Annotated in this window: 29 protein-coding genes and 1 pseudogene; 12 read left to right on the forward strand and 18 right to left on the reverse strand. The window is 73.1% G+C overall.

Going from position 1 to position 26,644, the window contains the following annotated elements; translation table 11 throughout:
- Window positions 1–8: 8 nt before the first annotated feature.
- The 3 genes from AAC944_RS24335 to AAC944_RS24345 all read right to left on the reverse strand — a co-directional run bounded on the left by AAC944_RS24335 (window position 9) and on the right by AAC944_RS24345 (window position 2,098).
- Entirely contained in the window at window positions 9–902 is an 894-nt protein-coding gene (locus AAC944_RS24335; protein WP_196943202.1) for a 1-aminocyclopropane-1-carboxylate deaminase/D-cysteine desulfhydrase, read from the reverse strand.
- A gap of 127 nt (window positions 903–1,029) precedes the next feature.
- Window positions 1,030–1,620 carry an N-acetylmuramoyl-L-alanine amidase gene (locus AAC944_RS24340; protein ID WP_030620825.1) on the reverse strand — a complete coding sequence of 197 codons (591 nt, stop codon included), beginning with the start codon at window positions 1,618–1,620 and terminating at the stop codon, window positions 1,030–1,032.
- Window positions 1,621–1,861: 241 nt separating this feature from the next.
- Window positions 1,862–2,098, reverse strand: a complete 237-nt coding sequence (locus AAC944_RS24345; RefSeq protein WP_030620828.1) for a hypothetical protein — start codon at window positions 2,096–2,098, stop codon at window positions 1,862–1,864.
- A 124-nt stretch (window positions 2,099–2,222) separates the two neighbouring features.
- Between AAC944_RS24345 and AAC944_RS24350 the strand changes: the two genes are divergently transcribed.
- Window positions 2,223–2,918 (forward strand): helix-turn-helix domain-containing protein, encoded by a 696-nt coding sequence (locus AAC944_RS24350; protein ID WP_030620831.1) that lies wholly within the window; start codon window positions 2,223–2,225, stop codon window positions 2,916–2,918.
- 10 nt (window positions 2,919–2,928) lie between these two features.
- Window positions 2,929–3,840: a glutaminase gene (locus tag AAC944_RS24355; RefSeq protein WP_030620834.1), complete on the forward strand. Its 912-nt coding sequence runs from the start codon at window positions 2,929–2,931 to the stop codon at window positions 3,838–3,840.
- 22 nt (window positions 3,841–3,862) lie between these two features.
- Here the strand turns inward: AAC944_RS24355 and AAC944_RS24360 are convergent, their stop codons facing one another.
- Window positions 3,863–4,309, reverse strand: coding sequence for a VOC family protein (locus tag AAC944_RS24360; protein WP_368396436.1), 447 nt, complete (start codon window positions 4,307–4,309; stop codon window positions 3,863–3,865).
- Window positions 4,310–4,487: 178 nt separating this feature from the next.
- Complete coding sequence (locus AAC944_RS24365) at window positions 4,488–5,426, reverse strand: beta-ketoacyl-ACP synthase III (RefSeq protein WP_030620840.1); 939 nt, start codon at window positions 5,424–5,426, stop codon at window positions 4,488–4,490.
- Window positions 5,427–5,630: 204 nt separating this feature from the next.
- On the opposite strand from AAC944_RS24365, the gene AAC944_RS24370 reads away from it, so the two are divergent.
- Window positions 5,631–6,629, forward strand: coding sequence for an NAD-dependent epimerase/dehydratase family protein (locus AAC944_RS24370; protein ID WP_030620843.1), 999 nt, complete (start codon window positions 5,631–5,633; stop codon window positions 6,627–6,629).
- A gap of 59 nt (window positions 6,630–6,688) precedes the next feature.
- Here AAC944_RS24370 and AAC944_RS24375 read toward each other — a convergent pair whose 3' ends face one another.
- From AAC944_RS24375 to snpA, 4 genes are all read right to left on the reverse strand, one after another.
- The gene (locus tag AAC944_RS24375; RefSeq protein ID WP_030620846.1) at window positions 6,689–7,777 is read right to left on the reverse strand and encodes a magnesium and cobalt transport protein CorA; all 1,089 of its coding nucleotides are present in this window, start codon (window positions 7,775–7,777) and stop codon (window positions 6,689–6,691) included.
- Between the two features lie 67 nt (window positions 7,778–7,844).
- Window positions 7,845–9,092: a CynX/NimT family MFS transporter gene (locus AAC944_RS24380; RefSeq protein ID WP_037772918.1), complete on the reverse strand. Its 1,248-nt coding sequence runs from the start codon at window positions 9,090–9,092 to the stop codon at window positions 7,845–7,847.
- Window positions 9,093–9,154: 62 nt separating this feature from the next.
- A complete protein-coding gene (locus AAC944_RS24385; protein WP_030620853.1) occupies window positions 9,155–9,847 on the reverse strand; it encodes a FadR/GntR family transcriptional regulator in 693 nt (230 codons plus the stop codon).
- Between the two features lie 393 nt (window positions 9,848–10,240).
- Window positions 10,241–10,894: a snapalysin gene (gene snpA / locus AAC944_RS24390; protein WP_030620856.1), complete on the reverse strand. Its 654-nt coding sequence runs from the start codon at window positions 10,892–10,894 to the stop codon at window positions 10,241–10,243.
- 215 nt (window positions 10,895–11,109) lie between these two features.
- Between snpA and AAC944_RS24395 the strand changes: the two genes are divergently transcribed.
- The 3 genes from AAC944_RS24395 to AAC944_RS24405 all read left to right on the forward strand — a co-directional run bounded on the left by AAC944_RS24395 (window position 11,110) and on the right by AAC944_RS24405 (window position 13,975).
- Window positions 11,110–12,069, forward strand: a complete 960-nt coding sequence (locus AAC944_RS24395; RefSeq protein ID WP_030620860.1) for a LysR family transcriptional regulator — start codon at window positions 11,110–11,112, stop codon at window positions 12,067–12,069.
- A gap of 223 nt (window positions 12,070–12,292) precedes the next feature.
- Window positions 12,293–12,706, forward strand: a complete 414-nt coding sequence (locus AAC944_RS24400) for a YciI family protein (RefSeq protein WP_030620863.1) — start codon at window positions 12,293–12,295, stop codon at window positions 12,704–12,706.
- A 15-nt stretch (window positions 12,707–12,721) separates the two neighbouring features.
- On the forward strand, window positions 12,722–13,975 hold the full coding sequence (locus tag AAC944_RS24405) for an RNA polymerase sigma factor (RefSeq protein ID WP_030620865.1): 1,254 nt from the start codon (window positions 12,722–12,724) through the stop codon (window positions 13,973–13,975).
- Between the two features lie 6 nt (window positions 13,976–13,981).
- Here AAC944_RS24405 and AAC944_RS24410 read toward each other — a convergent pair whose 3' ends face one another.
- Window positions 13,982–14,401 carry a hypothetical protein gene (locus AAC944_RS24410; RefSeq protein WP_368396437.1) on the reverse strand — a complete coding sequence of 140 codons (420 nt, stop codon included), beginning with the start codon at window positions 14,399–14,401 and terminating at the stop codon, window positions 13,982–13,984.
- Window positions 14,402–14,816: 415 nt separating this feature from the next.
- On the opposite strand from AAC944_RS24410, the gene AAC944_RS24415 reads away from it, so the two are divergent.
- Window positions 14,817–15,533 carry a GAF and ANTAR domain-containing protein gene (locus AAC944_RS24415; RefSeq protein ID WP_051872166.1) on the forward strand — a complete coding sequence of 239 codons (717 nt, stop codon included), beginning with the start codon at window positions 14,817–14,819 and terminating at the stop codon, window positions 15,531–15,533.
- Window positions 15,533–16,267: a GAF and ANTAR domain-containing protein gene (locus tag AAC944_RS24420; RefSeq protein ID WP_037772938.1), complete on the forward strand. Its 735-nt coding sequence runs from the start codon at window positions 15,533–15,535 to the stop codon at window positions 16,265–16,267. The genes AAC944_RS24415 and AAC944_RS24420 overlap by 1 nt, the downstream gene beginning before the upstream one ends.
- A 40-nt stretch (window positions 16,268–16,307) precedes the next feature.
- On the opposite strand, the gene AAC944_RS24425 is transcribed toward AAC944_RS24420, so the two are convergent.
- Complete coding sequence (locus tag AAC944_RS24425) at window positions 16,308–17,048, reverse strand: GAF and ANTAR domain-containing protein (RefSeq protein WP_051872167.1); 741 nt, start codon at window positions 17,046–17,048, stop codon at window positions 16,308–16,310.
- Between the two features lie 577 nt (window positions 17,049–17,625).
- Between AAC944_RS24425 and AAC944_RS24430 the strand changes: the two genes are divergently transcribed.
- Entirely contained in the window at window positions 17,626–18,747 is a 1,122-nt protein-coding gene (locus AAC944_RS24430) for a ferredoxin reductase (protein WP_438272755.1), read from the forward strand.
- A 69-nt stretch (window positions 18,748–18,816) separates the two neighbouring features.
- Entirely contained in the window at window positions 18,817–19,953 is a 1,137-nt protein-coding gene (locus AAC944_RS24435) for a fatty acid desaturase family protein (protein ID WP_078888820.1), read from the forward strand.
- 319 nt (window positions 19,954–20,272) lie between these two features.
- Here AAC944_RS24435 and AAC944_RS24440 read toward each other — a convergent pair whose 3' ends face one another.
- From AAC944_RS24440 to sodN, 6 genes and pseudogenes are all read right to left on the reverse strand, one after another.
- Window positions 20,273–20,494, reverse strand: a complete 222-nt coding sequence (locus AAC944_RS24440; RefSeq protein WP_030620888.1) for a CarD family transcriptional regulator — start codon at window positions 20,492–20,494, stop codon at window positions 20,273–20,275.
- 219 nt (window positions 20,495–20,713) lie between these two features.
- Window positions 20,714–20,974: pseudogene (locus AAC944_RS24445) on the reverse strand (MerR family transcriptional regulator); the annotation flags it as partial.
- A 116-nt stretch (window positions 20,975–21,090) separates the two neighbouring features.
- Complete coding sequence (locus AAC944_RS24450; RefSeq protein ID WP_030620890.1) at window positions 21,091–21,405, reverse strand: SCO5918 family protein; 315 nt, start codon at window positions 21,403–21,405, stop codon at window positions 21,091–21,093.
- 95 nt (window positions 21,406–21,500) lie between these two features.
- A complete protein-coding gene (locus AAC944_RS24455; RefSeq protein WP_030620893.1) occupies window positions 21,501–22,985 on the reverse strand; it encodes a DEAD/DEAH box helicase in 1,485 nt (494 codons plus the stop codon).
- A 370-nt stretch (window positions 22,986–23,355) separates the two neighbouring features.
- Window positions 23,356–23,559, reverse strand: a complete 204-nt coding sequence (locus AAC944_RS24460) for a cold-shock protein (protein ID WP_030620896.1) — start codon at window positions 23,557–23,559, stop codon at window positions 23,356–23,358.
- A 567-nt stretch (window positions 23,560–24,126) separates the two neighbouring features.
- Window positions 24,127–24,522, reverse strand: coding sequence for a superoxide dismutase, Ni (gene sodN, locus AAC944_RS24465; RefSeq protein ID WP_030017226.1), 396 nt, complete (start codon window positions 24,520–24,522; stop codon window positions 24,127–24,129).
- 141 nt (window positions 24,523–24,663) lie between these two features.
- Here sodN and sodX point away from each other — a divergent pair, with 141 nt between their 5' ends.
- Window positions 24,664–25,131 carry a nickel-type superoxide dismutase maturation protease gene (sodX, locus tag AAC944_RS24470; RefSeq protein WP_037772921.1) on the forward strand — a complete coding sequence of 156 codons (468 nt, stop codon included), beginning with the start codon at window positions 24,664–24,666 and terminating at the stop codon, window positions 25,129–25,131.
- Here the strand turns inward: sodX and AAC944_RS24475 are convergent.
- Window positions 25,128–25,748, reverse strand: a complete 621-nt coding sequence (locus AAC944_RS24475; protein ID WP_051872169.1) for a CGNR zinc finger domain-containing protein — start codon at window positions 25,746–25,748, stop codon at window positions 25,128–25,130. The two genes, sodX and AAC944_RS24475, sit on opposite strands and share 4 nt — an antisense overlap.
- Before the next feature lie 46 nt (window positions 25,749–25,794).
- Between AAC944_RS24475 and AAC944_RS24480 the strand changes: the two genes are divergently transcribed.
- Complete coding sequence (locus AAC944_RS24480; protein WP_078888822.1) at window positions 25,795–26,601, forward strand: class I SAM-dependent methyltransferase; 807 nt, start codon at window positions 25,795–25,797, stop codon at window positions 26,599–26,601.
- The last annotated feature ends 43 nt before the right edge of the window (window positions 26,602–26,644 follow it).

Raw genomic sequence — 26,644 nt, forward strand, 5'->3', positions numbered from 1 at the left:
GGCGTGTCTCAGGGAGCGCCGGTGATCACCGCGGTCACGGTGGTGCCCGGCGCGAAGGCGCCTTCCTCCGCGCGCGTCACCAGACCCAGCAGCAGCTTCGCCACGTAGACCCGCTCCAGGGACAGGCCGTGCCGCGCCTCGAAGTCCGCGGCGAACGCCTCCAGCTCCGGCGTGGTGCGGGCGTACCCGCCGCAGTGGAACGCGGTGTCCAGCCGCCAGTCGCCGCGCCGGCCCCCGAAGGCGGCCTCCTGGAGGCGGAGCACGTCCGCTCCGAGGAAGTGGCCGGGGCCGGGGCCGCTCTTCAGTACGGGGAAGCCGAGGGCGCGCTGCCCCGGGGCGAGGCCGGCGGCCAGCCCCGCGAGGGTGCCGCCGGTACCGCACGCCACGGCCGCCACATCGGTGGTCCCGGCCAGCTCGCGGCCCAGGGACGCGCTGCCGCGGGCGGCGAGCGCGTTGCTTCCGCCCTCGGGGACCAGCCGGTACGGCCCGAAGCGCGCGCGGAGCGCGTCGAGCAGGCCGGGATCGTCCTTGCGGCGGTAGCGGGCGCGGTCGAGGAAGTGCAGCCGCATGCCGTCGGCGGCACAGCGGGCCAGCGAAGGGTTCAGCGGCCGGTCCGCCAGCTCCTCGCCCCGTACGACGCCTATGGTGGCCAGGCCCAGCAGACGGCCCGCCGCGGCGGTGGCGCGCAGGTGGTTGGAGTACGCGCCGCCGAACGTGAGGAGCGTGTGGTCGCCGGCCTCCGCGGCGGCGCGGAGGTTGGGCTCCAGTTTCCGCCACTTGTTGCCCGGCAGGTCGGGGTGGATCAGGTCGTCCCGTTTGAGCAGCAGGCGTACGCCGCGGCGCGCGAACCGGTCGTCCTCGATCTCCTGGACCGGGGAAGGCAGGCGCGGCCGCAGCGTCATGGGGTCGGGGACGGTGCCGGTCACGCCCCCATTGTCCGTGCGGCACCCGCCGCCGATCGAATCGGTGTACGGACGGCCGCTGTGCCGGGCTCCCGGCCGCCCGGCGGGCGGCCGCCCCGGCCGGAGGTCACCGCAGCCGCTTCCCGATGCGCTCCCGCAGCGCGTCCATCGTGAAGCCGCGCGGGTCGACCTTGCCCGGCTGCCACTCCAGGTGGCCGAGCACCGAGCGTTCGTTCCAGCCGTGCACCCGGCACACCGCGGCGGCCGCCTTCTCGATGGCCTCCATCTGCGCGTCGGGCCACGGGTCCACGCCGTCGCCGAGGTTCTCGCACTCGAAGCCGTAGTAGACGCGGTTGCCGTCGGTGTCGGCCTCGTTGTCCGGCGGCAGCCGCTTCTCGGCGATCACCGCCTTGAGGACGTCGCCGTCGCCGAGTCCCGCGTGGTTGGCGCGGCCGTGGCCGACCAGATGGACGGTGCCGTCCTTGGTGATCACGCCGTGGCACAGCGGGCCCGGCAGTTCCGGGTGGCCGTCGTAGCAGAGCTGCACGGTCTCCTCGGCGCCCGAGGTCACGGTGTGGTGGATCATCACGCCGTGCACGCCGCCCCAGGGGCCCTTGTGGTTGCGGTTGTGGGTGCGCCAGTCGCGGACCTCGACGACGCGCAGCCCTTCGTCCCGCAGCGCTTCGAGGAATCTGTCCGCCGACATGGGTGCGGCCATGGGCGCCTCCGTTCCAGGTGCACGACGGCCGCCGATCGCGTACCGCCTCGTAAATCGCTTGTACTGGAACGGGAGGTTCGGGGTCAGCAGTTCGCCGCCAATGCGAGGCGAACCGGCCACTTCCGGGGCATACGCTGGACATATGTCCCCGCGGGCCGGGTTTCACGCAGGGGCACTCAGGGAACTCGGAGGCACTTCGCGCGCCGGCGCCCGGGGAGCGCACGGCGCGCGCCCGGAGCCGTCAGGCGCCGCGCAGGAAGCTGTCCCCGTGCACCGCGATGTGCGCTTCGAGCGCCTGCAGGGCCGCCGCGGTGGACTCCGGGGAGCCGCTGCCGCGCCGCTCGGCGTAGTACGCAGCGCCCAGCCGCTTCAGCAGGTCGGAGCCCGCGCGCTGCTGCTGCACCTCGTCCATCTTCTGCTTGCCCTGTGCCAGGCCGCGCTGTGCCTGCTCCTTGGCACGGTCCAGGAATCCCGCCATCGTGCTGCCTCCCGCTCGGTCCTTCGGTCTCGCAGACACCGGCGCCCGCCTTGCCCGGCCCGGTGCGTGCCGTACCCGATCAACGGCCGGGACGCTGCGGCGGTTCCCGTGCCAGGCTGGAGAGGTGTACCGGGAACGGCCCTCCGCACTGCCCGGCGCCGCCGTGTGGACCAAGTCCCCCGAGCCGGCGCCGCGCCCCGTGCTGCCCGACGGCTGCACGGACCTGATCTGGTACGACGGCAGGCTCCTCGTCGCGGGCCCGGACACCCGCGCCCATCTGCCGCACTCCCCGGAGCGCGCCCCGGAGGCGCCCGTCGTCGGCCTCCGCTTCGCCCCGGGACAGGGCCCCGCCGTCTTCGGGGTGCCCGCGGACGAACTCCGTGACCTGCGCGTCCCCCTCACCGACCTGTGGCCCGCCGCCCAGGTGCGGCGGCTCGCCGACGAGCTCGCCGAGGCCACGGCGCCCGGCCGGGCCCTGGAGGCGGCGGCCGTCGGACGGCTGCGTACGGGGGCCGCGCCCGACCCGGCCCGCGGCCTGATCGCACGCGCCGCGGCCCGGGGCACGCCGGTCGGGGAGCTGGCCGAAGCGGTGGGCGTGGGCGAGCGCCAGCTGCGCCGCCGCTGCCTGGCCGCCTTCGGGTACGGTCCCAAGACGCTCGGCCGGGTGCTGCGCCTGGTGCGCGCCCTGGACCTCGCCCGCTCCGGGATGCCGTACGCACAGGTCGCCGCGGCCGCCGGGTACGCCGACCAGGCCCACCTGGCGCGCGAGGTGAAGGCGCTGGCGGGTGCTCCGCTGGGGACGGTCCTCGCGCCGGGATAGCGTGTGCCCCATGGACTACCAGGCCGTTCTCGAGGAGGTGGCGGCGCACGCGCGCCCGCTGGTACGGCAGGGGAAGGTCGCCGACTACATCCCCGCGCTGGAGCAGGTCTCGCCGGACCGCTTCGGGATCGCGCTCGCCGACATCCACGGGGACGTGTACGGGGTGGGGGACTGGGAGGTCCCGTTCTCCGTGCAGTCCATCTCCAAGGCCTTCTCCCTCGCCCTCGTACTGGCGCAGGAGGACCAGCGCATCTGGGAGCGGGTGGGGCGCGAGCCTTCGGGTACGGCCTTCAACTCCCTGGTGCAGCTGGAGTGGGAGCAGGGCATCCCGCGCAATCCTTTCCTCAACTCGGGGGCGCTGGTGGTCACCGACCGGCTGCAGACCCTCACCGGTGACGCCAGCACCGCCATGCTGGACTTCCTCCGTGAGGAGAGCGGCAATCCCGGACTCTCCTTCGACCAGGTCGTGGCCGGTTCGGAGGCCGAGCACGGGGACCGCAACTCCGCGCTGGCCCACTTCATGGCGAGCTTCGGCAACCTGGAGAACCCGGTACCCAGCGTCATCGAGCACTACTTCTGGCAGTGCTCCATCGAGATGAGCTGCCGGGACCTGGCCACGGCCGGCGGCTTCCTCGCCCGCCACGGGCTGCGCGCCGACGGCACCCGGCTGCTGGAGGCCCGCGACGCCAAGCGGATCAACGCGGTGATGCTGACCTGCGGTACGTACGACGCCGCCGGCGAGTTCGCCTACCGGGTGGGGCTGCCCGCGAAGAGCGGTGTGGGCGGCGGCATCGTGGCGGTCGTCCCCGGACGCTGCACGCTGTGCGTATGGAGTCCGGGGCTGGACGCGCGCGGCAACTCGGTCGCCGGGGCGGCGGCGCTGGACCACTTCACGACGCTCACCGGGTGGTCGGTGTTCTGAGCGCCGGTGCCCGTCCCGCGTGTCAGGGCAGGGGCGCGAAGAGGTCGACGCCGTGGCCGTCCGGGTCGAGGACGACGGCGTAGCGCTGGCCCCAGACGGCGTCCCACGGCTTCTTCCCGCCGCGGTACCCGGCGTCGACCAGCTCGGCGTAGAGGGCGTCGACCGCCTCCGGCCCCGGGCATTCGAAGGCGAGGTGGGGCGTGTTCCCGGTGGACAGTTCCCAGTCGGGGTCGAGGGCGCGCAGCGTCTCGTGGCTGTCCCACATCAGCCGCAGTCCGCCCGGCAGCTGTGCCTCCGCGTGCGGGGCGGTGTCGGCCTCCGCCGGGATGTCCAGGCCGAGGCGCCGGTAGAAGGCGAGCGAGGCCGCCATGTCCGCGGCGGCCAGGCCGAGCGCGGCGAACCGGGGCGCGGGTACGGCCCGGCCGGTGGCGTTCTCGGACGTGTGCTTCGAGGTGTTCCGCTCAGTCATGGGCCGAGCGTACGAAGGCGCCGCCCTGGCCGTCTTGAAGGAATCGGACATCGTCCGGCTGCGCCACTGAGGCCGGCGTCGCGTCTTCGAGGGCGGGGCCGCGCCGCACCACTGAGGCCGCCGCCGCGTCTACAGGGCCGGCCCGCCGCCCGCCTTCGGGGCCGGCGCGGCGCAGCGCTCACGGGCAGCGGACGATCTGCCCCGCATAGGAGAGGTTGCCGCCGAACCCGAAGAGGAGGACCGGCGCGCCCGAAGGGATCTCGCGCCGTTCGACCAGCTTCGAGAAGGCGAGCGGCACCGACGCCGCCGAGGTGTTGCCGGACTCCACGACGTCCCGGGCGATCACCGCGTTGACCGCCCCGATGCGCTCCGCGACCGGTTCGATGATCCGCAGGTTGGCCTGGTGCAGCACCACGCCGGCCAGCTCCTCGGGCCGTACTCCGGAGCGCTCGCACACCTGGCGGGCGACGGCCGGCAGCTGCGTGGTGGCCCAGCGGTAGACCGCCTGGCCCTCCTGGGAGAAGCGGGCGGGCTCCCCCTCGATGCGCACCGCGTCGCCCATCTCGGGGACCGAGCCCCACAGCACCGGGCCGATCTCCGGCTCCGCCGCCGCCGTCACCACCGCGGCGCCCGCGCCGTCGCCCACCAGGACGCAGGTCGAGCGGTCCGTCCAGTCCACGACGTCGGTGAACTTCTCCGCGCCGATCACCAGCGCGTTGCGTGCCGAGCCGGCCCGGACGGCGTGGTCGGCGGTGGCCAGCGCGTGGGTGAAGCCCGCGCACACCACGTTGACGTCCATCGCGGCGGGCGCCGCCAGGCCGAGCCGGGCGGCCACCCGGGCGGCCGTGTTCGGCGAACGGTCCGTGGCCGTGCAGGTGGCGACGAGGACGAGGTCGATGTCGGCGGCGGCCAGGCCGCTCGCCGCGAGCGCCTTCGCCGCTGCGGCCGCCGCCATCGCGTCCACGGTCTCGTCGGGCGCGGCGATGTGCCGCGTACGGATGCCGACCCGGCTGGTGATCCAGGCGTCGTCGGTGTCGACGAGCTCGGCCAGGTCGTCGTTGGTGAGCACCTTGGCGGGCTGGTAGTGGCCCAGCGCAAGGATGCGCGACCCGGTCATCTCTCCCCCTGTGGGTGAATGGAAGCGGTGTGAAACGGAAACGGAATCCCGACCTCACCAGTGTTGGCGGTGGGCCGGTGGTGAAGGGTGCGAGTCCGTACAGTCTTCGAGGCACGGTTCTGGAGACTTCCGACCGTCACCCGGCGATTCCGCTGAGAGCGAGGCGCGGTGCGCCCGTACGTCCGTACGGGCAGAGTCGGCGCCATGAGACTGCTGATGCTGGGTGGCACGGAGTTCGTCGGACGGGCCGTGACCGAGGCGGCCCTCGCGCGGGGATGGCAGGTCACGGTGTTCCACCGGGGCCGCCACGAGGCACCGCCGGGCGCGGCGGTGCTGCACGGTGACCGCACGGCCCCTGAGGGCCTCGCCGCGCTGCGTACGGGGGAGTGGGACGCGGTCGTGGACACCTGGTCCTGGGCGCCGTCGGCGGTGCGGGACACGGCCCGGCTGCTGGCCGGCAGGGCCGGGCGCTACGTGTACGTGTCCAGCGGTTCGGTGTACGCGTTCCCCCGGGCGGCCGGGCTGGGCGAGGAGGCCCCGCTGGTGCCGGGCGCGCCGGACGCCGGTGAGGTGGCGTACGCGGAGGACAAACGGGGCGGCGAGCTGGCGGTCACGGAGGCCTTCGGGGCCGGCCGGTCGGTGCTGGCGCGGGCCGGGCTGCTCCTCGGGCCGTACGAGAACATCGGGCGGCTGCCGTGGTGGCTGAACAGGATCGCCCGCGGCGGCCCCGTCCTGGCGCCGGGCCCGCACGGCCTCCCGATCCAGTACCTCGACGTCCGCGACCTCGCCGACTGGCTCCTGCACGCCGTCGGAGCGGGGCTGTCCGGCCCGTACAACCTGGTCAGCCGGAGCGGCCACGCCACCATGGGCAGCCTGCTGGAGGCGTGCGCGGCGGTCACGGGGTCCGCGGCGGAGCTCCGCTGGACCGCGCCCGAGGACGTGCTCGCCGCGGGCATCGAGCCGTGGACGGAGCTGCCGGTCTGGGTGCCGCCGGGAACGGAGTACCACGACACCCTGCACCGCACGGGGGTGGAGAAGGCGTACGCCGCGGGGCTGCGCTGCCGCCCGGTGGCGGAGACGGTGGCCGGCACCTGGGACTGGCTGCGGTCGGTGGGCGGCCGGGCGCCGCAGCGGCCGGACCGCCCGCCGGTCGGCCTGTCCCCGGAGAAGGAGGCGAAGGCGCTGGGCGCGGCCGGCAGCTGAGCGCCGCGGGCCGGGCCGGCGCGCACCCGGTACGGCCCGGCCCGCGTGGCCTCGTGCCGCTACAGCCAGCCGTTGCGCCGGAAGCCCCGGTGGATCACCGCGCAGGCCGCCACGATCACGACCATGGTCACCGGATAGCCGTAGACCCAGTCCTTGCCCCACAGGTGCTCGAAGTTCATGCCGTACACCCCGCACACCATCGTCGGGACGGCCAGGATGGCGACCCATGCGCTGATCCGGCGCATGTCCTCGTTCTGCGCGATGGTGACCTGCGCGAGGTGTGCCTGGAGTATGGAGTTCAGCAGCTCGTCGAAGGCGGTGATGCGCTCGGTGACCCGGGCCAGGTGGTCGGCGACGTCCCGGAAGTAGGTCCGGATGCGCGGGTCGACCTGGGTCAGCGCCTCGGTGGAGAGCCGGTGCAGCGGGCGGTCCAGCGGGGCCACGGCCCGCTTCAGCTCCAGCAGCTCGCGCTTGAGCTGGTAGATCCGCCCGGCGTCCGCGTTCCGCCCGCCCTCGGCGAAGACCTCGCTCTCCACCGCGTCGATGTCGTCCTGGACGGCCGCTGTGGCCTCCAGGTAGTCGTCGACGACGTGGTCGGCGATGGCGTGCAGGACGGCGGAGGGGCCGAGCGCGAGCTGTTCCGGTACGGCCTCCAGGGACTCGCGCAGCGGGCCGAGCGAGCCGTGGCCGCCGTGCCGGACGGTGATCACGAAGTCCTCGCCGGTGAACACCATGATCTCGCCGGTGTCCACCACCTCGCTGGTCGCGGTGAGCCGGTCGTGTTCGACGTAGCAGGCGGTCTTGAAGACGGTGAAGAGGTTGGTCTCGTACTGCTCCAGCTTGGGGCGCTGGTGGGCGAGGACGGCGTCCTCCACGGCCAGCGGGTGCAGCCCGAACAGTTCGACGATCCCGGCGAACTCCGCCTCGGACGGCTCGTGCAGTCCGATCCACACGAAACCGTCCCCCGAGGCGCGGACCTTGCGCACCGCCTCCTCGACCTGGTGGTCGCCGTCGAGCCGCACCCCGTCCGCGTAGACCGCGCAGTTGACGACCGCGGTGCCGAGCGGCGAGCGCGCCGGGTGGGCGAGGTCGACCCCGCGGCTGCGCTGCTGGGGCAGACGTACGGCCCGGCGGAGGTGGCGGATCATCGACATGGGCGGCTCCGGGGCGACTACGGTCGGGCGCCGTCCAGTATGCCGATCACGGCGTTCCGGTTCACCCCGCGCCCGTGACGTGCCGGTTCCGCGCGGCCCCGAGGCCCGTCAGGACCTGGGGGACCAGCAGCACCAGCAGGACGACGACCGGGACCGTCCAGGTACCGGAGGCGTCGTGCACGGCACCCAGGACGGCCGGGCCGGTCGCGGCCAGGACGTACCCGAAGCACTGCGCCATGCTGGACAGCTGCGACGCGTGCCTCGTGTCCGGCGCGCGCTGCACGATGAAGAGCAGCGCGAGGCTGATCGCGGCCCCTTGGCCGAGGCCGAGCAGCGTCATCCAGACGTACGCGCCGGACACCGGTGCGGCCAGCATCCCCGCCAGGCCGGCGGCGCACAGCACCGCGCCCAGCGCGGCCAGGGGGCCGGGGCGCAGCCTGCGGCCCGCGATCACCGGGGCGAGGAAGGAGCCCGCGATGCCCAGCAGCGAGGAGAAGGACAGCATCCAGCCCGCGTCGCCCGCGCTCGTCCCGGCGTCGGTGAGCATGGTCGGCAGCCAGGCGGCCGCCGCGTAGTAGCTGAGCGACTGCAGGCCCATGTAGCCGGTGACCTGCCAGGCCAGCGGGGACCGCCACAGGCCGCGCACCGGGTGCGCCGCCTGCCGCGCCGCGTCCGCCGGCAGTCGCGTACGGGACCGGGTCTGCGGCAGCCAGACCAGCAGCGCGACGACCGCGAGCGAGCCCCAGCAGGCCAGCGTGGCCTGCCAGCTGAGCCCGGTGGCGGTGCGCAGCGGTACGGTCACGCCCGCGGCGAGGGCCGCGCCGCCGAACAGCGACATGGAGTACAGCCCGGTCATCAGGCCCGCCCGGGCGGGGAAGTCCCGCTTGATCAGGCCGGGCAGCAGCACGTTGGCGACCGCGATCCCGGCGCCGATGACGACCGTGCCGGCGAACAGCGCGGCCACCTGGTCGGCCAGCCGCAGCGCGGTACCGGCGCAGATCAGCGCCATCGTGCCGAGCAGCGTCCGCTCCAGGCCGAAGCGGCGGCCGAGCCGCGGCGCGACGGGCGCGAGCAGGCCGAAGCAGAGCAGCGGGAGCGCGGTCAGCAGGCTGGTGGCGGCGGCCGACATGCCGCTGTCGGTGCGGATGGTGTCCGCCAGCGGGGAGACGGCGACGAGCGCCGGGCGCAGGTTCAGGGCCAGCAGGATGACGCCCGCCGCCAGATAGAGCGTGCCGCGCGCGGTACTCGGGGAGACGGACGCGGGCTCTCTCGTAGGGGCGGCGGCCGCGGGCCCTTCTGTACGTGCCACGGGCCCTTCCGTACGTGTCCCGGCCCCTTCCGTACGTATCGCCGTCCCGGTGTGTTCCGCTGTCATGCCTGCTCCCGAAGGGCCGTGGCCGCCTCGCCGAGGTGTGCCAGCGCGGCCTGTTCCGCGGCGTCCGCGTCCCCGGCCTCGATGGCGTCGACGATCGCGGCGTGCGCGTCGAACTGGTGGCGTACCGCGTCGGGCACGGGCGCCGCGACGACGGACCGCAGCGTGGCGCGCAGCGCGTCGGTGAGGTGCCCGTAGAGGTCGGCCAGGACGCTGTTGTGCGCGGCTGCGGCGACGGTGCGGTGGAAGGCGATGTCGGCCTCGATGAAGGCCGCGGTGTCGCCCGCCCGCCAGGCGTCGTCGCGGTCGGCGAGGGCGGCGCGCAGTGCGGCGACGTCCTCCTGGGTGCGGCGCTGCGCCGCGTACCGTGCCGCGTCCCGCTCCAGGGAGGCGCGGACCTCGTAGGCCTCCAGGTCGCAGGAGCGGCGCAGCCTGCGCTGCACGGCGGCCCCGAAGTCGCTGCCGGCGCGCACGTACGTGCCGTCGCCCTGGCGCGGCTCCAGCATGCCGGTGTGCACGAGGGCCCGGACGGCCTCGCGGACGGTGTTGCGGCCGACGTCGAGCTGCTCGACGAGCACGGGCTCCGCCGGGATCTTCGTGCCGACCGCCCACTCACCGGCCGCGATCAGGCCCTCCATCTGGTCGATGACCAGGTCCACCAGGCTGGTCCGGGTGGTGCTGCGCAACGGCATCGGCTGCCGTCCCCTTTCGGTGTCCGGACCCCGACGAGCCCGGTATCGATGAGATGACACGAGTACACCGGTGATAGGAACATCCCATGTTTGGACGTGTCAAAAAGCCCCGGGGCCGCACGGGGCCGGGGCGGGAACGGGGAGGCGGAGCGGCGAGGCGGAGCGGGCGGGTCCGGGGCGGTGCACTGAAACGCGCGGTGGAGCGCCGCGGGGGGGGGGGAAGCCACCGCGCATGGCGGGGGGTGAAACGCGCGGCCGCGGGCGGGCGCGCTGTGGGGGGATGCACGCGCGGTGGGGTTCGCGGGTCCCACCGCGCGTTCCAGTGCCGGCCTGGTGGCCGGCCGTCGGCCCATGGTCATCGGCAGTCGGCCGACGGCCGACGGTCCCGGTGGGTCAGGACGCCTCGCCGGAGCGGGCGCCCTTCAGGCCGTTCGCCCAGAGCTGGTCGACCTTCGCGCGCTCGTTGGCGTCCGGCTGGGAGTTGGTGCAGGACGGGCCGGGGCCGCCGCCGGACATCAGCTCGCTGCACGGGCCCTCGTAGTGGTCCGGCAGGCCGAGGACGTGGCCGGTCTCGTGCGCGGTCACGCGGGTGGAGTCGTACTCCTGGTTCTGCTGGTAGTCCAGGAAGATGTAGCCGCGGCCGTGGCCGTCGGTGCTGGCGTAGGAGCCGCGCGGGTCGTTGCCCTCGCGGTACTGGAAGTCCCCGCCGCTGCCCGCCTGGAGCTTGACGTTGGAGACGGCGCTGTTCCAGATCTGCGCGCTCGCGGATATCTGCTGCGCGAAGGTGGGCGCGGCGCTCGCGTCGTACGTCACCGTCACCGAAGCGGCGCCGGTCTTCTTCTGCTTGGCGAGCGCCGACTTCAGCACGGCCTCGAAGAACCGCTTGGTGTCGGCCTTCTCGGCGGCCGAGCCGACGTACTGCGCCGCGGTGACCCGGTTGTCCGCCGGGGCGGCCGAGGGGGTGGCCGCGGCGGGCACGGCGGCGGCGAGGCTCGCGGCCAGGCCCAGGCCGAGGGCAGCGGACAGCACCGTCTTAGGAGATCTCATGTGGGGGGCTCCTTAGTGTCCGGGGGCCCGGCCGAGGTGTGGGGCAACGGCCGGGGCCCGCGGATGAACTGTGGTGCCGCTGAGTCTGCGCGAGATGTTCACGGCCGCGGAGATTTCATGTGGCGATAGGACAGTCCAATAACCCGTGGGGAATGTGTGGTTCGCGGGGTTTGGGTGGCTGGTGCGACACGTAAGGACGTCGTTATGCTCCGCGCGTGGAGCTTGAGGTGAGGCACCTACGCGCACTGTGCGCCATCGCCGACACCGGCAGCGTACGCAAGGCCGCCCGGCAACTGGGCATGACCCAGCCCTCCCTGACCACACAGCTGCGGCGCATCGAGAACGCCCTGGGCGGCCAGCTCTTCTTCCGTGAGCGCTCCGGCAGCCGGCCGACCCCGCTCGGCCACACCGTTCTGCACCGCGCCCGGCCGATCGTCGCAGAGATGACCGCGCTGGTCGACGAGACGAGGTCGGCGGTGGTGCGCGAGCAGGGCACCCGGCTGCGCGTGGGCAGTACGGGGAGCCGCGCGGTGGCCGGCTGGCTGCGCAGGCTGCGGGCCCGGCTGCCCGAGACCGACACGACGATACGGATCGACCTCTCCGGCAACACCCTGCTCCAGATGGTCGCGGCCGGTCAGCTCGACGCGGCCTTCGTGCACGAGGTCGAGGGGGCGCCGCTGCGCGTCCCCGACGGCCTGGCCGAACGCGAACTCCTCGCCCGGGAGCCGCAGTTCATGGCGCTCCCGGCGACGCACCCGGCGGCCGCGCTGGAGTGCGTCACGCTGGCCGACCTCGCCGACGACCAGTGGATGGTCGACCCGTCGGTGGACGGCGAGTGGGCCGGACTGCGGCGGATCTTCACCGCGGCCGGGATGGACCCGCGCGTGGTGCACGGCGACTACCTCGCGGCGGCCGACCTGGTCGCGGCAGGCGAGGTCGTCACGCCCTGCCAGCCGACCTCCCGGCCCCGGCACGGGATGGTGGTCCGCCCGCTGTGCGGCGACCCGCTGGCCGTCCGGCTGTTCCTGGCGTACCGGGGCGGTGGCCGGGACACCGAGTGGGTCGACGCGCTCTTCGCCGACCTGCGGGCCGCATACATGGAAGTGGCCTGGTCGAGCACGGCCTACCGCAAGTGGCTGGTGCGCAACGAGAGCCTGCTGCCGGTGGGGTCCTAGCCATCTTCGGGGGCACGGGCGCCGCGTCTCCTGTATGCCGTGCGAGGGGCATCCGGGGTGAGGAGAATCCGTACCGGAGGCTCGTGCGCGGAAGGGCGGCAGGGCGGCCCGGAAAAATCTCGGGAATTCCTCCCGGCTTCTGTCGTGGTCCGGCCGCCGGCTCCGACGTCTCCGGCGAGAGGCGCCCAGCGGGGACGCCGAAGCTCCCGAAGGAGTGAGCGACGTGAAGTACATGCTGATGATCCAGGCGAGCCAGGCCGACTACGACGCCATGAACGGCAAGGACACCGGCAAGGCGCGGTGGACCGAGGCCGACCTGAAGGCGATGTTCCAGTTCATGGCGGCGCTCAACAACGACCTCGCCGAGAGCGGCGAGATGATCGACGGGCAGGGTCTGAGCGAGCCCGCCCAGGCCCGCGTCGTGTCCCCCGGCGAGGGCGGCGTGCCGGTCGTCGCCGACGGCCCGTACGGCGAGACCAAGGAGGTGCTCTGCGGCTACTGGCTGCTGGAGTGCGCCTCCCTGGACCGGGCCACCGAGATCGCCAAGCGCATCCTGGAGTGCCCGGTCCCCGAGGGCGCCGGGAACGGCCCCGTCACGATCCGGGCCGTCCCCGACAGCCCGCCCTGCGACATCTGAGCCGGCCACCGGGCCGTGGGCGCACCGGAACGGACCGAGGACCTGCTGCGCAGTCTGGCGCCGCAGGTCATCGGCGCGCTCGTCCGGCGGTACGGTCACTTCGACCTCGCCGAGGACGCCGTGCAGGAAGCGCTGCTGGCCGCCGCCCTCCAGTGGCCGGCGGCCGGCCGCCCGGACAACCCGCGCGGCTGGCTGATCAAGGTCGGTGCCCGCCGGCTGACGGACCTGCTGCGCAGCGAGGAGGCGCGCCGGCGACGCGAGGAGAAGGCATACGCGCTGACGCCGCGCGACGAGTTCCACGCTCCCGCGCCGGGGGAGAGCCGCGCCCCCGGTGCGGACGACACGCTCACCCTGCTGTTCCTGTGCTGCCACCCCGCGCTCACCCCGGCCGCGCAGACCGCGCTGACGCTGCGCGCGGTCGGCGGCCTCACCACGGCCGAGATCGCCCGCGCCTACCTGGTGCCGGAGCCTACGATGGCGCAGCGCATCACCCGCGCCAAGCAACGGGTCAGGGAGGCGGGCGGGCGCTTCCGGCAGCCGGCCCCCGAGGACCGCGCCGCGCGGCTCGACGCGGTCCTGCAGGTCCTCTATCTGATCTTCAACGAGGGGTACACCGCGACCTCCGGCAGCCGGCTGCACCGCGTCGAGCTGTCCCAGGAGGCCGTCCGGCTGACCCGCGCGCTGCACGCGCTGCTCCCCGAGGACGGCGAGGTCGCCGGACTGCTGGCCCTGATGCTGCTGACCGACGCCCGGCGCGCCGCGCGCACGGCACCCGACGGGACGCTCGTCCCGCTCGCCGAACAGGACCGCGGCGCGTGGGACCGGAAGGCGATCGCCGAGGGTGTGGCGCTGGTCAGCGACGCGCTCCGCCGCGCCCCGCTCGGGCCGTACCAGCTGCAGGCCGCCATCGCCGCGGTGCACGACGAGGCGGAGCGCCCCGAGGACACCGACTGGCGCGAGATCCTCGGCCTGTACCGGCTGCTGCACCGGATCGCCCCCAGCCCGGTGGTCACCCTCAACGAGGCGGTCGCCCTCGCCATGGTCAGCGGACCCCGGGCCGGGCTGGACCTCCTCGCCACCCTCGCCGGCGATCCGCACCTGGCGGGCCACCACCGCCTCGAAGCGACCCGTGCGCACCTCCTGGAGCAGGCCGGGGAGACCGAGGAGGCCCGTGCGGCGTACGGACGCGCCGCCGAGCGGGCACTCGGCCTGCCGGAGAAGCGGTACCTCCAGACCCGGGCGGCGCGGCTGCGGGAAGGAACCGGCTGACCGCGGTCAGAGCCGGCGTATCCGCGCGGAAATGCCGTGCCCGACAAAGGCGTAGATGATTGCCGGCAGGCCGAAGTTGAGGAACACGCGAAGGCCTTCGGTGTCCATGGTGAAAATGTCCTGCGACCACCACGCGAGACCGTTCGCGACGCTTTCCACGAAATCGACGAAGACGTTCGCCTGATTCGCGCCGAGCAGGTACAGCAGGATCCACAGCACGAGGAAACCCGCGGCGATGTCGGCGATCGTGTGGACGATCAGTGCCGTCCGGGCCGTGCCCGCGCCGTCACGGGGGCGCCGGTACCGCTCGCGGCTCCGGTCGTCGTAGGCCGGCCGCCCCTGGGCGTACGGGGCGTACCCGGCGTCGTAGGGGCCCTGCGGGGGGTGCGGCCCGGGCGTCGGCACGGAGCCGTGGGGGTGGGTCACGGGAATGTCCAATCCGGCGCGGCACGCCTCGGCGGTAAGGAAATGATCACGGCCGGTGGTACGCGCATCCGGCCGGTGGTCCCCGCGGCTGCGCTCGGCATCCGCATCTCCGTCTGCGCCGGGCGGCCCCCGTCGCGTTACACCCGCCCGCGATACGCCGCCAAAAGAATCCGTGGGTGAAATGCACCGGGAAATCCGCCCGGAATTCCCCGCGGCCCGAATCCGCCGAGGGCCGGCCGGCACCGTTCGGGTGCGGCGCGGAAGACGGGATTCCGGTGGGGTCGTCCGCTCGCCGCTGATCGTGCGGAACCAGCCGATAGGCTGGGGGGTGGGCCCGCTGCGAAATGGCAGGCGGAAAGCGGCGGTGCGGCGAGTACGGGAGAGCGGGTGAACGCCGGTGGGTACGAGTGCACGGATGGCCGCCGTGCTGCAGGACCTGCATCCCGTCCGCGACGGCAAGGGCGTGATCGGCAGCGACCCGCGTGCCTGCGCCCAGGCGCTGGGCGTGGACGGCATAGCCCTGTCCCTGCTCTCCAGCGACCAGGCGGCCGAGGTGGTGTGGGTGGCGCCGGGCGCGAGCGGCCCGCTGGAGGACCTCCAGTTCACGCTGGGCGAGGGCCCCGGCGTCGACGCGATGACCCACGGCGCCGTGCTGATCGAACCGGACCTGACGCGGCTCCCCGCCGACCGCTGGCCCCTGCTGCTGCCCGAACTGGCGTCGCTCGGCATCGGCGCGGTGTTCTGCTTCCCCTTGCTGGTCGGCCGCGTCTGCCTGGGCGTACTGACCCTCCAGCGGCAGGCGGCGGGGCCGCTGTCCGACGCCGGCATGGACGACGCGCTGATCCTGACCGGCGCGCTGACCGCCGTGCTCCTGGACGGCGGAGCCGTGAGCGACGCGCTCCTGGCCCTGGAGCGCCCGTCCGACCTCTACCGTGCGGCCGTCCACCAGGCGACCGGCATGATCAGTGTGCAGGCGGAGATCCCGCTGTCCCAGGCGCTGCTCCGGCTGCGCGCGTACGCCTACCGGTACGGACGGCCCATCCTGGAGGTCGCCGAGGATGTGGTCGCCAGGCGTCTGGACTTCCGAGATGATGGACCCGAGCCGGACGTGTCCGGCCGGAAGAGGGGATGATGGCGGTGGCTCCGCAGGAAAGGGCGCTGCAGGCGTTCGGTGAAGCGGTCGGCACGCTGCTCGACGACTTCGACCTGATCGACGCCCTGCACCGGCTGTGTGTCCGGGGCGTCGAACTCCTCGATGTCACCGCGGTCGGCGTCATGCTCGCCGATCCGCACGGCGGCCTCCAGGTGGTCGCGGTCTCCGACGAGCGGACCCGGCTGCTGGAGCTGTTCGCGCTGCAGAGCGACAGCGGCCCGTGCGCGGAGAGCCACCACTCGGGCGAGCCCCGGCTGAACGTGCCCCTCACCACCCCCGCCGGCACCGCCCCGCTCCCGTTCACCGAACGCGCCCGGCAGGCCGGGTACGCCACCGCCCACGCCCTGCCGCTGCGGCTGCGGCAGCGGCCCATCGGCGCGATAGGGCTGCTGCACGCGGGACCGCACACCCTCGGCCCGTCGGAGGCACGGCTCGGCCGGACCCTCGCCGACGTGGCGACCATCGCCGTCCTCCAGCAGCAGACCGCCGAGCGCGGCAACGTCGAACGGGCGCAGGTGCAGGCGGCCCTCGTCAGCCGTACCGTCATCGAGCAGGCCAAGGGCGTCCTCGCGGAACACTGGGCCACCGGCGTCGACGAGGCGTTCGACGTACTGCGCGGCTACGCCCGCGCACACCGCGAGCGGCTGGCCGACCTCGCCCGCCAGGTCGTCGACGGCACGCTCGACGAGTCGGCCCTCCGCAACGCCGGCTAGGGCGTCCCGGGCGGGGCTGTGGGGCTTCCGTCCGTACGCCTCACGCGGGCCCCCGGGGGTCGTGACCGTCGCTCGCCCCGCCACCGGCCGCTCCGCCGAGCAGCCGGGTCAGCGTCTCCTCGGCGACGTCGGGCAGCGGCCGGCCACTGCCGAACGCGTCGGCGCGCAGCCGGGCGAGCGCCTCCCCGACGGGCACGCCCATCCGCTGGGAGAGCACGCCGGCCGCACGGTGCGTGCGGCCCCAGTGCGCGTCCATCGCCGGTGTCGGTTCCCACGGCAGGGCGCCCGGCGCCGTCAGCAGTGCCACCGTCGCGGCCCGCGTGGCCTCGGCGCACTCCTCCAGGGTGGCCTCGTCCGGGTCCCACGCCTCCCGCCGCAGCAGGTCCACCGAGCCGATCGGGTGTTCCGCGTCGTCGTCGGTCATCGGGAAGGCGTACACCGCCCCGACCTCCGGGAGCTGCTCGCGCGCCGCGGGGCCGAAGAGCGGCCACTGCGTCAGCCGGCCGTGCAGGTCCGGCACGATCACCGGCTGTCCGGTCGCAGCGGCCGTCACGCACGGCCCCTCGCCCATCTCGAACTGGACCTGCTCCAGCCGCAGCGCCGCGGTACCGCTCGCGTGCAGGAGCTGCCGGTCGGGTGTGTCGGTGAGCAGCGAGAGCGTCGCCCCGTCCACCGGCAGCGCCTGGCAGAGGGCGGCACACAGCCGCTCGGGCAGGCTCTGCGAGTCCGCTTCGGCGGCAGCGGCGAGTACGTGCTCCGCGGCGGCGGACGGCTCCCTCATACGATCACACGCTCCGGTCGGAGGTCCGTCGGTACGGCGTACCTCGACGGGTAACCCTCCGGCCGCCGCCGCAAACCCGGACGACCGCCGGGGCGGTAGGGACACCGAGGCCGGCCGATGAACCGTACGAGCGAGGTCCCGCAGGTCTCGGCTGCCGGCCGACGCCCATGCCGTGCGTCTGTCACCGGCTCTGCTGTTGGTGCGGGTCGGGACACGGCATTCAGGGGGCCGTCCCGGTGCGGCGGGATGCGTAGGGCCTGGCCTGTGCCGGCATCGGATCCGGTCAAACCCATGATCACCAGTCCGGCACCCGTCTCCGCCGGGCCGCGAGCCGTGCGGCCCGTCCCGCCCGGGCCAGGGCGGTGGCCGTCCCGGAGCACCGGAGATCCCGGCAGCAACGCGGCGCCCCGCGTACGGGTCGGCCGGAGCGTGCTGCGGCGGATTACCGCCCCCGGCGTTTTGTCTTCCGCCCCGGGGCCGTAAAGGCTGGCGGCCTCCCGAGCCGTACCGCACCGGCTCAGCCCGCCCCCGGGTCTTTCGCCGACGGGGAGAGGATGTGCGCAGTATGGTCCGTCTCTTGCCTCGCAGGGTGCTGACCGAGGGTGCCGTCCGCCTGGTGCTGGGAGCGGCGGGACGGCTCACCACGCCCCTGCTGCCGGACGACTACCTGGCGCTGGCCGATCCCCTCCTGTCGCGACGGTGGCCGGCCGGGCGGGTGGAGGAGGTACGAGCGGAGACGGCGGAAGCATCGACCTTGGTGCTCCGTCCCGGCCACGGCTGGCGGCCCGCGCACCGGGCCGGGCAGTACGTTCCACTCGGCGTACGGATCGACGGCGTGCTGCACTGGCGTGCCTACTCGCTCACCACGCCGCCCGACGGGCCCGGAGAACCGTTCTCGATCACGGTCAAGGCCCTGCCGGAGGGCCGCGTCTCCCGGTACCTGGCCCACCGCCTCCGGCCGGGGGACGTGCTGCGCCTCGGCCCGGCCCAGGGCACCTTCCACTTGCCCGCGCCACCACCTCGGCGAGTGCTGCTGCTCACCGCGGGGATCGGCATCACCCCGGTCATGGCCATGCTGCGCGCCCTCAGTGATGAGGGGGGCACGGCGGGCACGGACGTGCTGCTGGTGCACTCTTCCCCCGACCCCGGCCGCACGGTCTTCGGCCCGGAACTGCGGGCGATGGCCGAGCGCCTGCCCTGGTTCCGGCTGCACGAGCACCACACCCGCGCCGGCGCCCGCCCGGCCGGCCATCTCACCCCGGCGCGGCTGCCCGCCGTCTGTCCGGACTGGCGCGAGCGCGCCACCTGGGCCTGCGGCCCCGCCGCGCTGCTGGAATCCGCCGAACGGCTCTGGGCCGCTGCGGGACTGGCCGACCGTCTCCACGTCGAGCGGTTCCGGCCCCTGCCGCCGGGGCCGTCCAGCCCTGCCGGCAGCCTGTCCTCGGACGCGCGGGTGCGCTTCGCAGCGAGCGGGGTGGAGACCACCGTGGGCGCCGGCACGCCGCTGCTGCAGGCCGGGGAGGCCGCCGGGGTGGCCATGCCGAGCGGCTGCCGCATGGGCATCTGCTTCGGCTGCGTCACCCCACTGCTGCACGGCCGGGTCCGTGACCTGCGCACCGGCGAGGTGCACGGCGAGCCGGGCGATCTGATCCAGACCTGCGTATCGGCCGCCTGCGGCCCTGTCACCCTCGACCTGTGAAGCCCCGCATCGCTTCGCGGATCTCTGTCCTGCGTATTCCTGCGCGCCTCACCGGAGGAGCCGTCCACCATGGTCACAGCTGTTCCGACCGAGCCGGTCCTGCCCGATTCGCCTGACGTGCCCCCGCGGGGCACGGACACCGAAGCTCTGGGCCGTGCGCTCGACCGTATCCGTGCCGATGTCCTCGCCCGCCGCGGCGCGGAGGACGCCCGCTACATCCACACCGTCGTGGCCGTCCACCGCCGCCTGGAGATCGGCGGACGCGCCGCGCTGGCGGTCTCCTTGCTGCCCCCGGCCTGGCTCGTCGGCACGGCCGCGCTCACCACCGCCAAGATCCTGGAGAACCTGGAACTCGGGCACAACATCATGCACGGCCAGTGGGACTGGATGCGCGACCCGGCGATCCACTCCACCACCTGGGAATGGGACAACCCGACCCCTGCCTACGCCTGGAAGCACACCCACAACCACATCCACCACACGTGGACCAATGTCGTCGGCCGCGACCGCGACCTGGGGTTCACCGTCCTGCGGATGACCAAGGACCAGGCGTGGCGCCCCGTCCATCTCTTCCAGCCCTTCTACACGGCCCTGGGTGCGCCCTTCTTCGAGTGGCTGGCCGCCCTGTACGACCTGGAGGCCGACGCCGTCCTCCAACGCCGCAAGTCCCTGCGGGCCTTCCTCCGTGACGCCACCGGCACCGTGCGGAAAGGAGTCCGCCAGGCCGCCAAGGACTACCTGTTCTTCCCCGTGCTCGCCGGGCCCTCCGCCCTGCCCTGCCTGCTCGGCAACCTCACTGCCAACACCGCGCGCAGCTTGTGGGCCCACACCGTCATCTTCTGCGGCCACTTCCCCGACGGCGTCCGCTCCTTCACCGTCGAGGAGACCGAGAACGAGACCCGCGGCCAGTGGTACCTGCGCCAGGCTCTCGGATCGGCCGACATCGAGGGCGGCACCGTCCTCCACGTCCTCTCCGGCAACCTCAGCCACCAGATCGAACACCATCTCTTCCCGGACCTGCCGAGCAACCGCTACGCCGAGATCGCTCCCCGCGTCCGCGAAGTCCTCACCGCCCACGGCGTCCCGTACACCACGGGCCCCCTCCTCAAGCAGTACGCCTCCACCTGGGCGCGCATCTGCCGCATGGCGCTGCCGGACCTCCGCCGGACGACGCGGAGCAGGCCGGAAGGCGACGAGTCCGTCTGAGGGGCACACCGGCCGGGGCCCCTGCCCCTTCGGCCCCGGCCGGGGGCCGGGGCCGGCCGGGGAACAGCCCAGGACCTAACCGACGGTCGGGGCCGGATCCGTGCCCGGGACGGACGCTTGCGCATCCTTGGGGAGGGCAGCTTCGTTCCCTTCGGAATCCGGGATCTTGAAGGGGTTCGTCGCCGGAGACGGCGATGCTGCGGTGGCACGGCGGGGTGCCCCTTCCGGGGCGGAGAACAACGAGGTCAGGTCGATGAGACGGCTCCCATTCGTGACAAGGACATAGCGGGATGGCGTGCCGTGACCGGGCACAGAGGTCCTACAGCTTGCTCATCTTGGCGTACGGGCTCGTGATGCGCTTCTGCGCCGAAGTGAAGTCCACGAGCACCGTGAGCCCGTTCTCGATGCCGATCACGCGGCCGAGTCCGTACATGTCGTGTGTGACCCGGTCGCCCACGGCGAACTGCTCGCACGGCAGAGGGGCCGGGGCCTTGAAGGGGCTGGTAGGCAGATACCGCTTTGAGGCGGCTGGCTTTGTCATTGCCACCAGTATGCGGCTGCTTGCCTCTTTCTGCCATGGTTTTCGCGTCCGCCGTCGACTCGGACCCGGACGGCTGGACGGCGAGGACCGCTGCACCAGCTCGACGGGCGGGGTCTCCTCTGCCCGCGGGCAAGGCCGCCCCACGCCGTTCGGCCTGGAGCACGCCTGTTTCCGCAGTCGTCCGGCGGAGGGCCGGCCGTCTCGGTGAAGGTCGTCGTGCGGTGTGTCGGCGGTACGGCGGAACTCGGTGTCGATGCGCTGAACTTCTTCGAGCTGGTCTTCGAGGACGACGATGCGGCAAGCTGCCTCGACGGGGCGCCCTGGTCGATGAGTTCGCGCGCCGGCCGCGATCCGCAGCTGGTGGCGGGAGTGACGCCGGTGCCCGCCCGCGGGCCGGAGCGGGGTGATGAGGCGAGCCTCTCCGACGGCGCGGAGGAAGCCGGGAGTGGCGTCGATCAGCTCAGCGGCCCGCCCCGTCGTGCTGCCGAGGCCTCGCCGTCACGGCAGCCCGGCGACAGACGACGAGGGCCCTCCCGGAGCTTACCGAGAGGGCCCTCGTGGCGGTTCGAGTACGGGCCTTGCTGCCGGCCCGTCGGTCAGGCGGGCCCGGTGGTGCCGAGCATCGCGGAGGCCCACTGCTGGGGAGTGAGGGGGTGCGTGGGAACGGGGCGCTGGGCAAGGCCGCGACAGGTGAAGCCGAGGAGGGTCATGGCCCGGACCACCTCGCCGGCGCTGAAGTCGCGGCGGTCCTGGCGGGTGATGACCTGGCCGACCTGTTTGACGGGATACCGGTGGCGGCCGATGATCACGGACTCGCCGACCACGACCGGTTCGGGCTCGATGTCCTTCATCGCCGCCAGCACCCCACTCCTGGTCAGGTCGAACGGGAAACGGGCGATGACGCAGCGCATGATGCCTCACAGGAAGAAGGGGGCTTACCGGGATCAGGTGTCTGTGTCCGGACCATCGTCAGAAGTGCCTGCCGTGGAGGCGGGCCGGTTTCCGCTCAGGTGTTGCCGACTGCCCGGCCGAGGGCGGACCGCCGCACCGGTGTGTGCCGGGCCGTCGAACGGGGGCGGCGCCGGCCTGCGGTTCCGGCACTGCCGCGCCGGGAGTGTTCGGTTGCCGGGGCGGTGATGACCACGGGAATGCCCGAGGGCGCCTGGGCACCTGTGATGCGGGTCAAGGCCTCTTCGCCCGAGTGGACCTGGGTGGTCTGCGGGCGGATGCCCGCGTCCGCCATGAGGCGGAGCACCCCACGGCGCTGTTTCGGCATGACCAGGGTGACGACGCTGCCGGTCTCGCCGGCGCGGGCGGTGCGGCCGCCTCGGTGGAGGTAGTCCTTGTGGTCGGTGGGCGGGTCGACGTTGACGACGAGGTCGAGGCTGTCGATGTGGATGCCGCGCGCTGCGATGTTCGTCGCCACCAGCACGGTCACCTGCCCGTTCCTGAACTGCGTCAGGGTGCGGGTCCGCTGCGGCTGCGATTTGCCACCGTGCAGGGCCGCGGCTCGCACCCCACTGCGCAGCAGGTGCTGGGTCAGCCGGTCGACGGCGTGCTTGGTGTCCAGGAACATGAGCACCCGGCCCTCGCGTGCCGCGATCTCGGTCGTCGTCCGGTGTTTGTCGGCACCGTGCACATGGAGTACGTGGTGTTCCATCGTGCTGATCGCGCCTGCGCACGGATCGACGGAGTGGACCACCGGGTCGGTCAGGTAGCGCCGGACCAGCAGGTCGACGTTGTGGTCGAGAGTGGCGGAGAACAGCATCCGCTGGCCCTCGGGGTGCACCTCGTCCAGGAGCGCGGTGACCTGGGGCAGGAAGCCCATGTCGGTCATCTGGTCCGCTTCGTCGAGGACCGTGATGCCGACCTGGTCCAGCCGGCAGTCACCGCGGTCGACGAGGTCCTTCAGCCGGCCCGGGGTCGCGACGACGACCTCGGCCCCGGTGCGCAGAGCGCCGGACTGCTTGCCGATCGACACCCCGCCGATCACCGTGGTCAGCCGCAGTTCCACCGAGCGGGCGTAGGGGGCGAGCGCAATGGTGACCTGCTGCGCCAGTTCGCGGGTGGGCACGAGGACCAGCGCCAGCGGCTGCCGGGGCTCGGCGCGCCGTCCGGCCGTCCGGGCCAGCAGGGGGAGGCCGAAGGCGAGGGTCTTGCCGGAACCGGTGCGCCCGCGGCCGAGTACGTCACGGCCGGCAAGGGTGTTCGGCAGGGTCGCGCCCTGGATCGGGAACGGCACGGTCACGCCCTGCGCCCCGAGTGCGGCCAGTAGTTGCCCTGGCATGTCGAGGTCGGCGAAGGCCCCGACGGCGGGCAGTGCGGGGGTGATCGTGTCGGGGAGGGCGAACTCACCCGGGTCGGCGGTGGTGGTCCGGTGTCCGTAGCCGGCCGAACGGCGCCGGCCCCCGAAGCGGCTGCGGTCGTCCCCTGAGCCGGAACCGCCCTCACGGAGGCGGGCGGAACGGTCGTTCGTGTACGTGCGGTTCATGCGGAACCTTCCTCGATGCGGCACGTATCAAGGAATTTCCGCAGCCGTGCGCGGTACGGAGAGTCGCAAGAATGAGCCGATGGAGTGCGAAAGCGAGTCGGCGCGGCGGAGAAATCCGCATATGCTCTCGCTGAAATGGGGGGCGCGCCTTACCGGGGAAGGTGAAGCGCCGGCCGAAATGGGCCCTGTCGGATATGCGTCCGGAGCCTCTGAAAAAGAGAATCTGCGTTCGATGAGGCCGGCGGATTCTCTGGGTGATCACGTGGTGCGCGAGATCGTCGCGGAGTGGCGCGGAAGGTCACGCCAGGAGCTGTGACGGGTGGAGGCCCGCACCCCAAGGCGCGGGCCCCACACGTACCGCGGGTCGGCGTCAGGCCAGAACGATGTTCTCGGCCGTCGGGCCCTTCTGGCTCTGCGCGACGTCGAAGGTCACCTTCTGGCCTTCGACGAGCTCGCGGAAGCCCTGGGCGGCGATGTTCGAGTAGTGGGCGAACACGTCAGGGCCGCCGTCCTCCTGCGCGATGAAGCCGAAACCCTTCTCGGCGTTGAACCACTTCACGGTGCCGGATGCCATGTCGATCTCCTTCGGGGCAGTGCCAGGAGTCCGCACTGTGCGGACTCCGTGTCGCCGCAATGATTGCCCCGTCCGGAAATTGATCCGGTAGTACAGAAGCGCCCCCACCGGCGCGAAATCTCGGTGAGCCGCTCAAAGTTTTGGGAACCACAACTGCAACCGATATGGACAGTAGCACGGCGAGGCCGGGCCCGCATGGTGCTTGTTCGGTTCCCTCTGTTGTGCGCGGTGGGCCGGCCGTGCGTCGCGTTGATTTCTCACTTCGCCGCGACAGATATTCGTCCTGCTGACCCGAGAGGGTTTTTGCTTCCGGAAAATCCCGCCGCACGGTTCCGGCGGGCACCGCGGCACCGCAGGCGGCTGAGGGCGGGCGGGCGTCGGACAGGTCGGGTGCGTCCTCGGCCACGCTTCGGGCTCGCGATCGCGCTGCGGGTCCACGCTCACCTGCGGCCGGGAAGACGACCGCACCCGGCCGCCGTGCCGCCGTGTGCGGCGGCTGCGGACCGGGTGCGGACAGGTGAGCCGTCCGGCCTGCGCAAGCGCGGGCCGGACGGCTCAGGGCCGGGTTCAGCCCTGCTTGGTCTCCCAGAAGATCTTGTCGATCTGGGCGATGTAGTCCAGGGCCTTCTGGCCGGTGGCGGGGTCGTTCGAGCCCTTGGCGGCCGAGAGGGCCTTGAGGGTGTCGTTGACCAGCTGGTGCAGCTCCGGGTACTTCTCGAAGTGCGGGGGCTTGAAGTAGTCGCTCCACAGCACCGAGACGTGGTGCTTGGCCAGCTCCGCGCGCTGCTCCTTGATGAGGACGGCGCGGGTGCGGAAGTCCGCATCCTCGTTGGCCTGGTACTTCTCCTGCACGGCCTTGACCGACTCGGCCTCGATACGGGCCTGGGCCGGGTCGTAGACACCGCAGGGCAGGTCGCAGTGGGCGCTGACCTTCACCTTGGGGGCGAACAGGCGGGAAAGCATGTTCAGTCCTTCCTCGTGATCGTCTTCTCAGGTGCGAGATTACTCGGTACGGGAAGCCTTTTCTCGGGTGCCCCGGGGGTCTTAGGGCAAAAGTCCAGTGTCAGGCTGGGACTGGTGGAGGAACGGACCGGGAGGTGCCGGATGCCGGAGCAGGTGCATGAGCGCTGGCCCGATCAGGAACACGAGCAGGGCCGGGAGGGCAGGGGACCGCTCCGGACGATCGGCCTGGCGGAGGTGTACAACCCCTCGATGGTGCCTACGCTGCACCCCGGCGACCAGCTGGTGGTCAAGTACGGCGCGGCGGTGCGGCCGGGGGACGTGATCGTGCTGAAGCACCCCTTCCGGCAGGACCTGCTCATCGTCAAACGGGCGGTGGAGCGGCGTACGGGTGGCTGGTGGGTCCAGGGGGACAACCCCTACGTGGCGAACGACAGCCGGGAGTTCGGCACGGTGCCCGACGAGCTGGTAGTGGCCAGGGCGTGGCTGCGGGTGCGGCCGCCGCGGGACGTCCGGCGGTCGGTCACCGGCGTGCTGTCCTGGGCGGTGTCGGCGGTCCGTCCCGTCCGGCCGCTGCGTCCGGCGCGGGGGACCAAGGCCGCCCGGCGTTAGCCGTCCGCGTTCCCCGGCTCCCCGGGGGCCGGGTCCGGCTCCGGGTGGGCGCCGGCGGCCTCCTGGCGCTTGCGGGCGCGGTAGGCCGCGACGTTGGCGCGGGTAGCGCAGCGGTCGGAGCAGTAGCGCCGGGAGCGGTTGGTGGAGGTGTCGAGGTAGGCGTTGCGGCACGGCGCCGCCCGGCAGATGCCGAGCCGGTCCACGCCCAGGTCGGTGAGGTGGACGGCCAGGCCCATGCAGGCCGTGGCCGTGTAGCCGGCGGTGGCGTTGGCGGCGTGGTCGGCGATGTGCAGGTGCCAGTCGGGGCGCCCGTCGGCGTCCCGCATCTCGTGCCCGGAGATCTGCGGACTGACCGGGTACTCCATCAGCAGGGCGTTGAGCAGGTCGACGGCGAGCGTCTCGTCCCCGGCGTCGGCCGCCTCGAAGACGGCGCGCAGCCGGCCGCGGACGGCGCGCAGGCGCGTCACGTCGGCCTCGGTGGCCCGCCGTGCGGTGGTCTGCGCCGCGCCGAACAGGGCCCGTACCGCCTCGACCGAGGTGAGGGTGTCGCCGCCGCGCTCCGGCTGCTCGCTGTTGATCAGCCGCACGGCATAATCCGAGTAATAGGCCAGTTCCACTTGTAGTCCTTACCGGGCGCGGGCTAGTCTGCGTGCAGAGCCCGTAATGGGCATTGTCTGTTCGAGGGTATTACAGGCGGGAGGGGTTCCGGTGACCGAGGCCGTGACTCAGGCGGACTGGCAGGCCTGGCAGGAGAGTTGGGACCGGCAGCAGGAGTGGTACCTGCCGGACCGCGAGGAGCGGTTCCGGGTGATGGTGGACATGGTCGAGGCGGTGGCGGGCCCCGAGCCACGGGTCCTCGATCTCGCGTGCGGTACGGGCAGTATCACCGACCGGCTGTTCAAGCGGCTGCCGGGAGCCGTCAGTACGGGCGTCGACCTGGACCCGGCGCTGCTGGCCATCGCGGAGGGGTACTTCGCGGGCGACGAGCGGGTGACCTTCGTCCGCGCCGACCTGAAGGACCCGGAGTGGCCGGCGAAGCTGCCGTACGACTCCTACGACGCGGTGCTCACCGCCACCGCGCTGCACTGGCTGCACGCCGATGAGCTGACCGTGCTGTACGGGCAGCTCGCGGGCCTGGTCCGGGAGGGCGGCGTCTTCCTGAACGCCGACCACATGCCGGACCCGGCGACGCCCCGGCTGAACGCCGCGGACCGGGCGCAGCGGCACGCCCGCATGGACGCGGCCAAGGCGGCCGGCGCGGTGGACTGGAAGGAATGGTGGGCGCTGGCCGCCGCCGACCCGGTGCTGGCCGGGCCGACCGCCGAACGGTTCGAGATCTACGGCGAGCACGCGGAAGGCGAGACCCCCTCGGCGGCGTGGCACGCACAGACCCTCCGGGACGCCGGCTTCGCGGAGGCCCGCACGGTCTGGGCGTCGCCGTCGGACGCGATGGTGCTGGGGCTGAAGTAGGCGGGGGGCGGTGAGGGGGGTGGTGCGGGATCGTCCCGCACCA

Source organism: Streptomyces sclerotialus (assembly GCF_040907265.1).
Taxonomy (GTDB): domain Bacteria; phylum Actinomycetota; class Actinomycetes; order Streptomycetales; family Streptomycetaceae; genus Streptomyces; species Streptomyces sclerotialus.

Bases quoted from the DNA above. Each gene is read 5' to 3' on its own strand.
- AAC944_RS24335 (WP_196943202.1), bottom strand. From the start codon at position 902: ATGACGCTGCGGCCGCGCCTGCCTTCCCCGGTCCAGGAGATCGAGGAC.
- AAC944_RS24340 (WP_030620825.1), bottom strand. From the start codon at position 1,620: ATGGCCGCACCCATGTCGGCGGACAGATTCCTCGAAGCGCTGCGGGAC.
- AAC944_RS24345 (WP_030620828.1), bottom strand. From the start codon at position 2,098: ATGGCGGGATTCCTGGACCGTGCCAAGGAGCAGGCACAGCGCGGCCTG.
- AAC944_RS24355 (WP_030620834.1), top strand. From the start codon at position 2,929: ATGGACTACCAGGCCGTTCTCGAGGAGGTGGCGGCGCACGCGCGCCCG.
- AAC944_RS24360 (WP_368396436.1), bottom strand. From the start codon at position 4,309: ATGACTGAGCGGAACACCTCGAAGCACACGTCCGAGAACGCCACCGGC.
- AAC944_RS24365 (WP_030620840.1), bottom strand. From the start codon at position 5,426: ATGACCGGGTCGCGCATCCTTGCGCTGGGCCACTACCAGCCCGCCAAG.
- AAC944_RS24370 (WP_030620843.1), top strand. From the start codon at position 5,631: ATGAGACTGCTGATGCTGGGTGGCACGGAGTTCGTCGGACGGGCCGTG.
- AAC944_RS24375 (WP_030620846.1), bottom strand. From the start codon at position 7,777: ATGATCCGCCACCTCCGCCGGGCCGTACGTCTGCCCCAGCAGCGCAGC.
- AAC944_RS24385 (WP_030620853.1), bottom strand. From the start codon at position 9,847: ATGCCGTTGCGCAGCACCACCCGGACCAGCCTGGTGGACCTGGTCATC.
- snpA (WP_030620856.1), bottom strand. From the start codon at position 10,894: ATGAGATCTCCTAAGACGGTGCTGTCCGCTGCCCTCGGCCTGGGCCTG.
- AAC944_RS24415 (WP_051872166.1), top strand. From the start codon at position 14,817: ATGGCCGCCGTGCTGCAGGACCTGCATCCCGTCCGCGACGGCAAGGGC.
- AAC944_RS24420 (WP_037772938.1), top strand. From the start codon at position 15,533: ATGGCGGTGGCTCCGCAGGAAAGGGCGCTGCAGGCGTTCGGTGAAGCG.
- AAC944_RS24425 (WP_051872167.1), bottom strand. From the start codon at position 17,048: ATGAGGGAGCCGTCCGCCGCCGCGGAGCACGTACTCGCCGCTGCCGCC.
- AAC944_RS24435 (WP_078888820.1), top strand. From the start codon at position 18,817: ATGGTCACAGCTGTTCCGACCGAGCCGGTCCTGCCCGATTCGCCTGAC.
- AAC944_RS24440 (WP_030620888.1), bottom strand. From the start codon at position 20,494: ATGACAAAGCCAGCCGCCTCAAAGCGGTATCTGCCTACCAGCCCCTTC.
- AAC944_RS24450 (WP_030620890.1), bottom strand. From the start codon at position 21,405: ATGCGCTGCGTCATCGCCCGTTTCCCGTTCGACCTGACCAGGAGTGGG.
- AAC944_RS24455 (WP_030620893.1), bottom strand. From the start codon at position 22,985: ATGAACCGCACGTACACGAACGACCGTTCCGCCCGCCTCCGTGAGGGC.
- AAC944_RS24460 (WP_030620896.1), bottom strand. From the start codon at position 23,559: ATGGCATCCGGCACCGTGAAGTGGTTCAACGCCGAGAAGGGTTTCGGC.
- sodN (WP_030017226.1), bottom strand. From the start codon at position 24,522: ATGCTTTCCCGCCTGTTCGCCCCCAAGGTGAAGGTCAGCGCCCACTGC.
- sodX (WP_037772921.1), top strand. From the start codon at position 24,664: ATGCCGGAGCAGGTGCATGAGCGCTGGCCCGATCAGGAACACGAGCAG.
- AAC944_RS24480 (WP_078888822.1), top strand. From the start codon at position 25,795: ATGGGCATTGTCTGTTCGAGGGTATTACAGGCGGGAGGGGTTCCGGTG.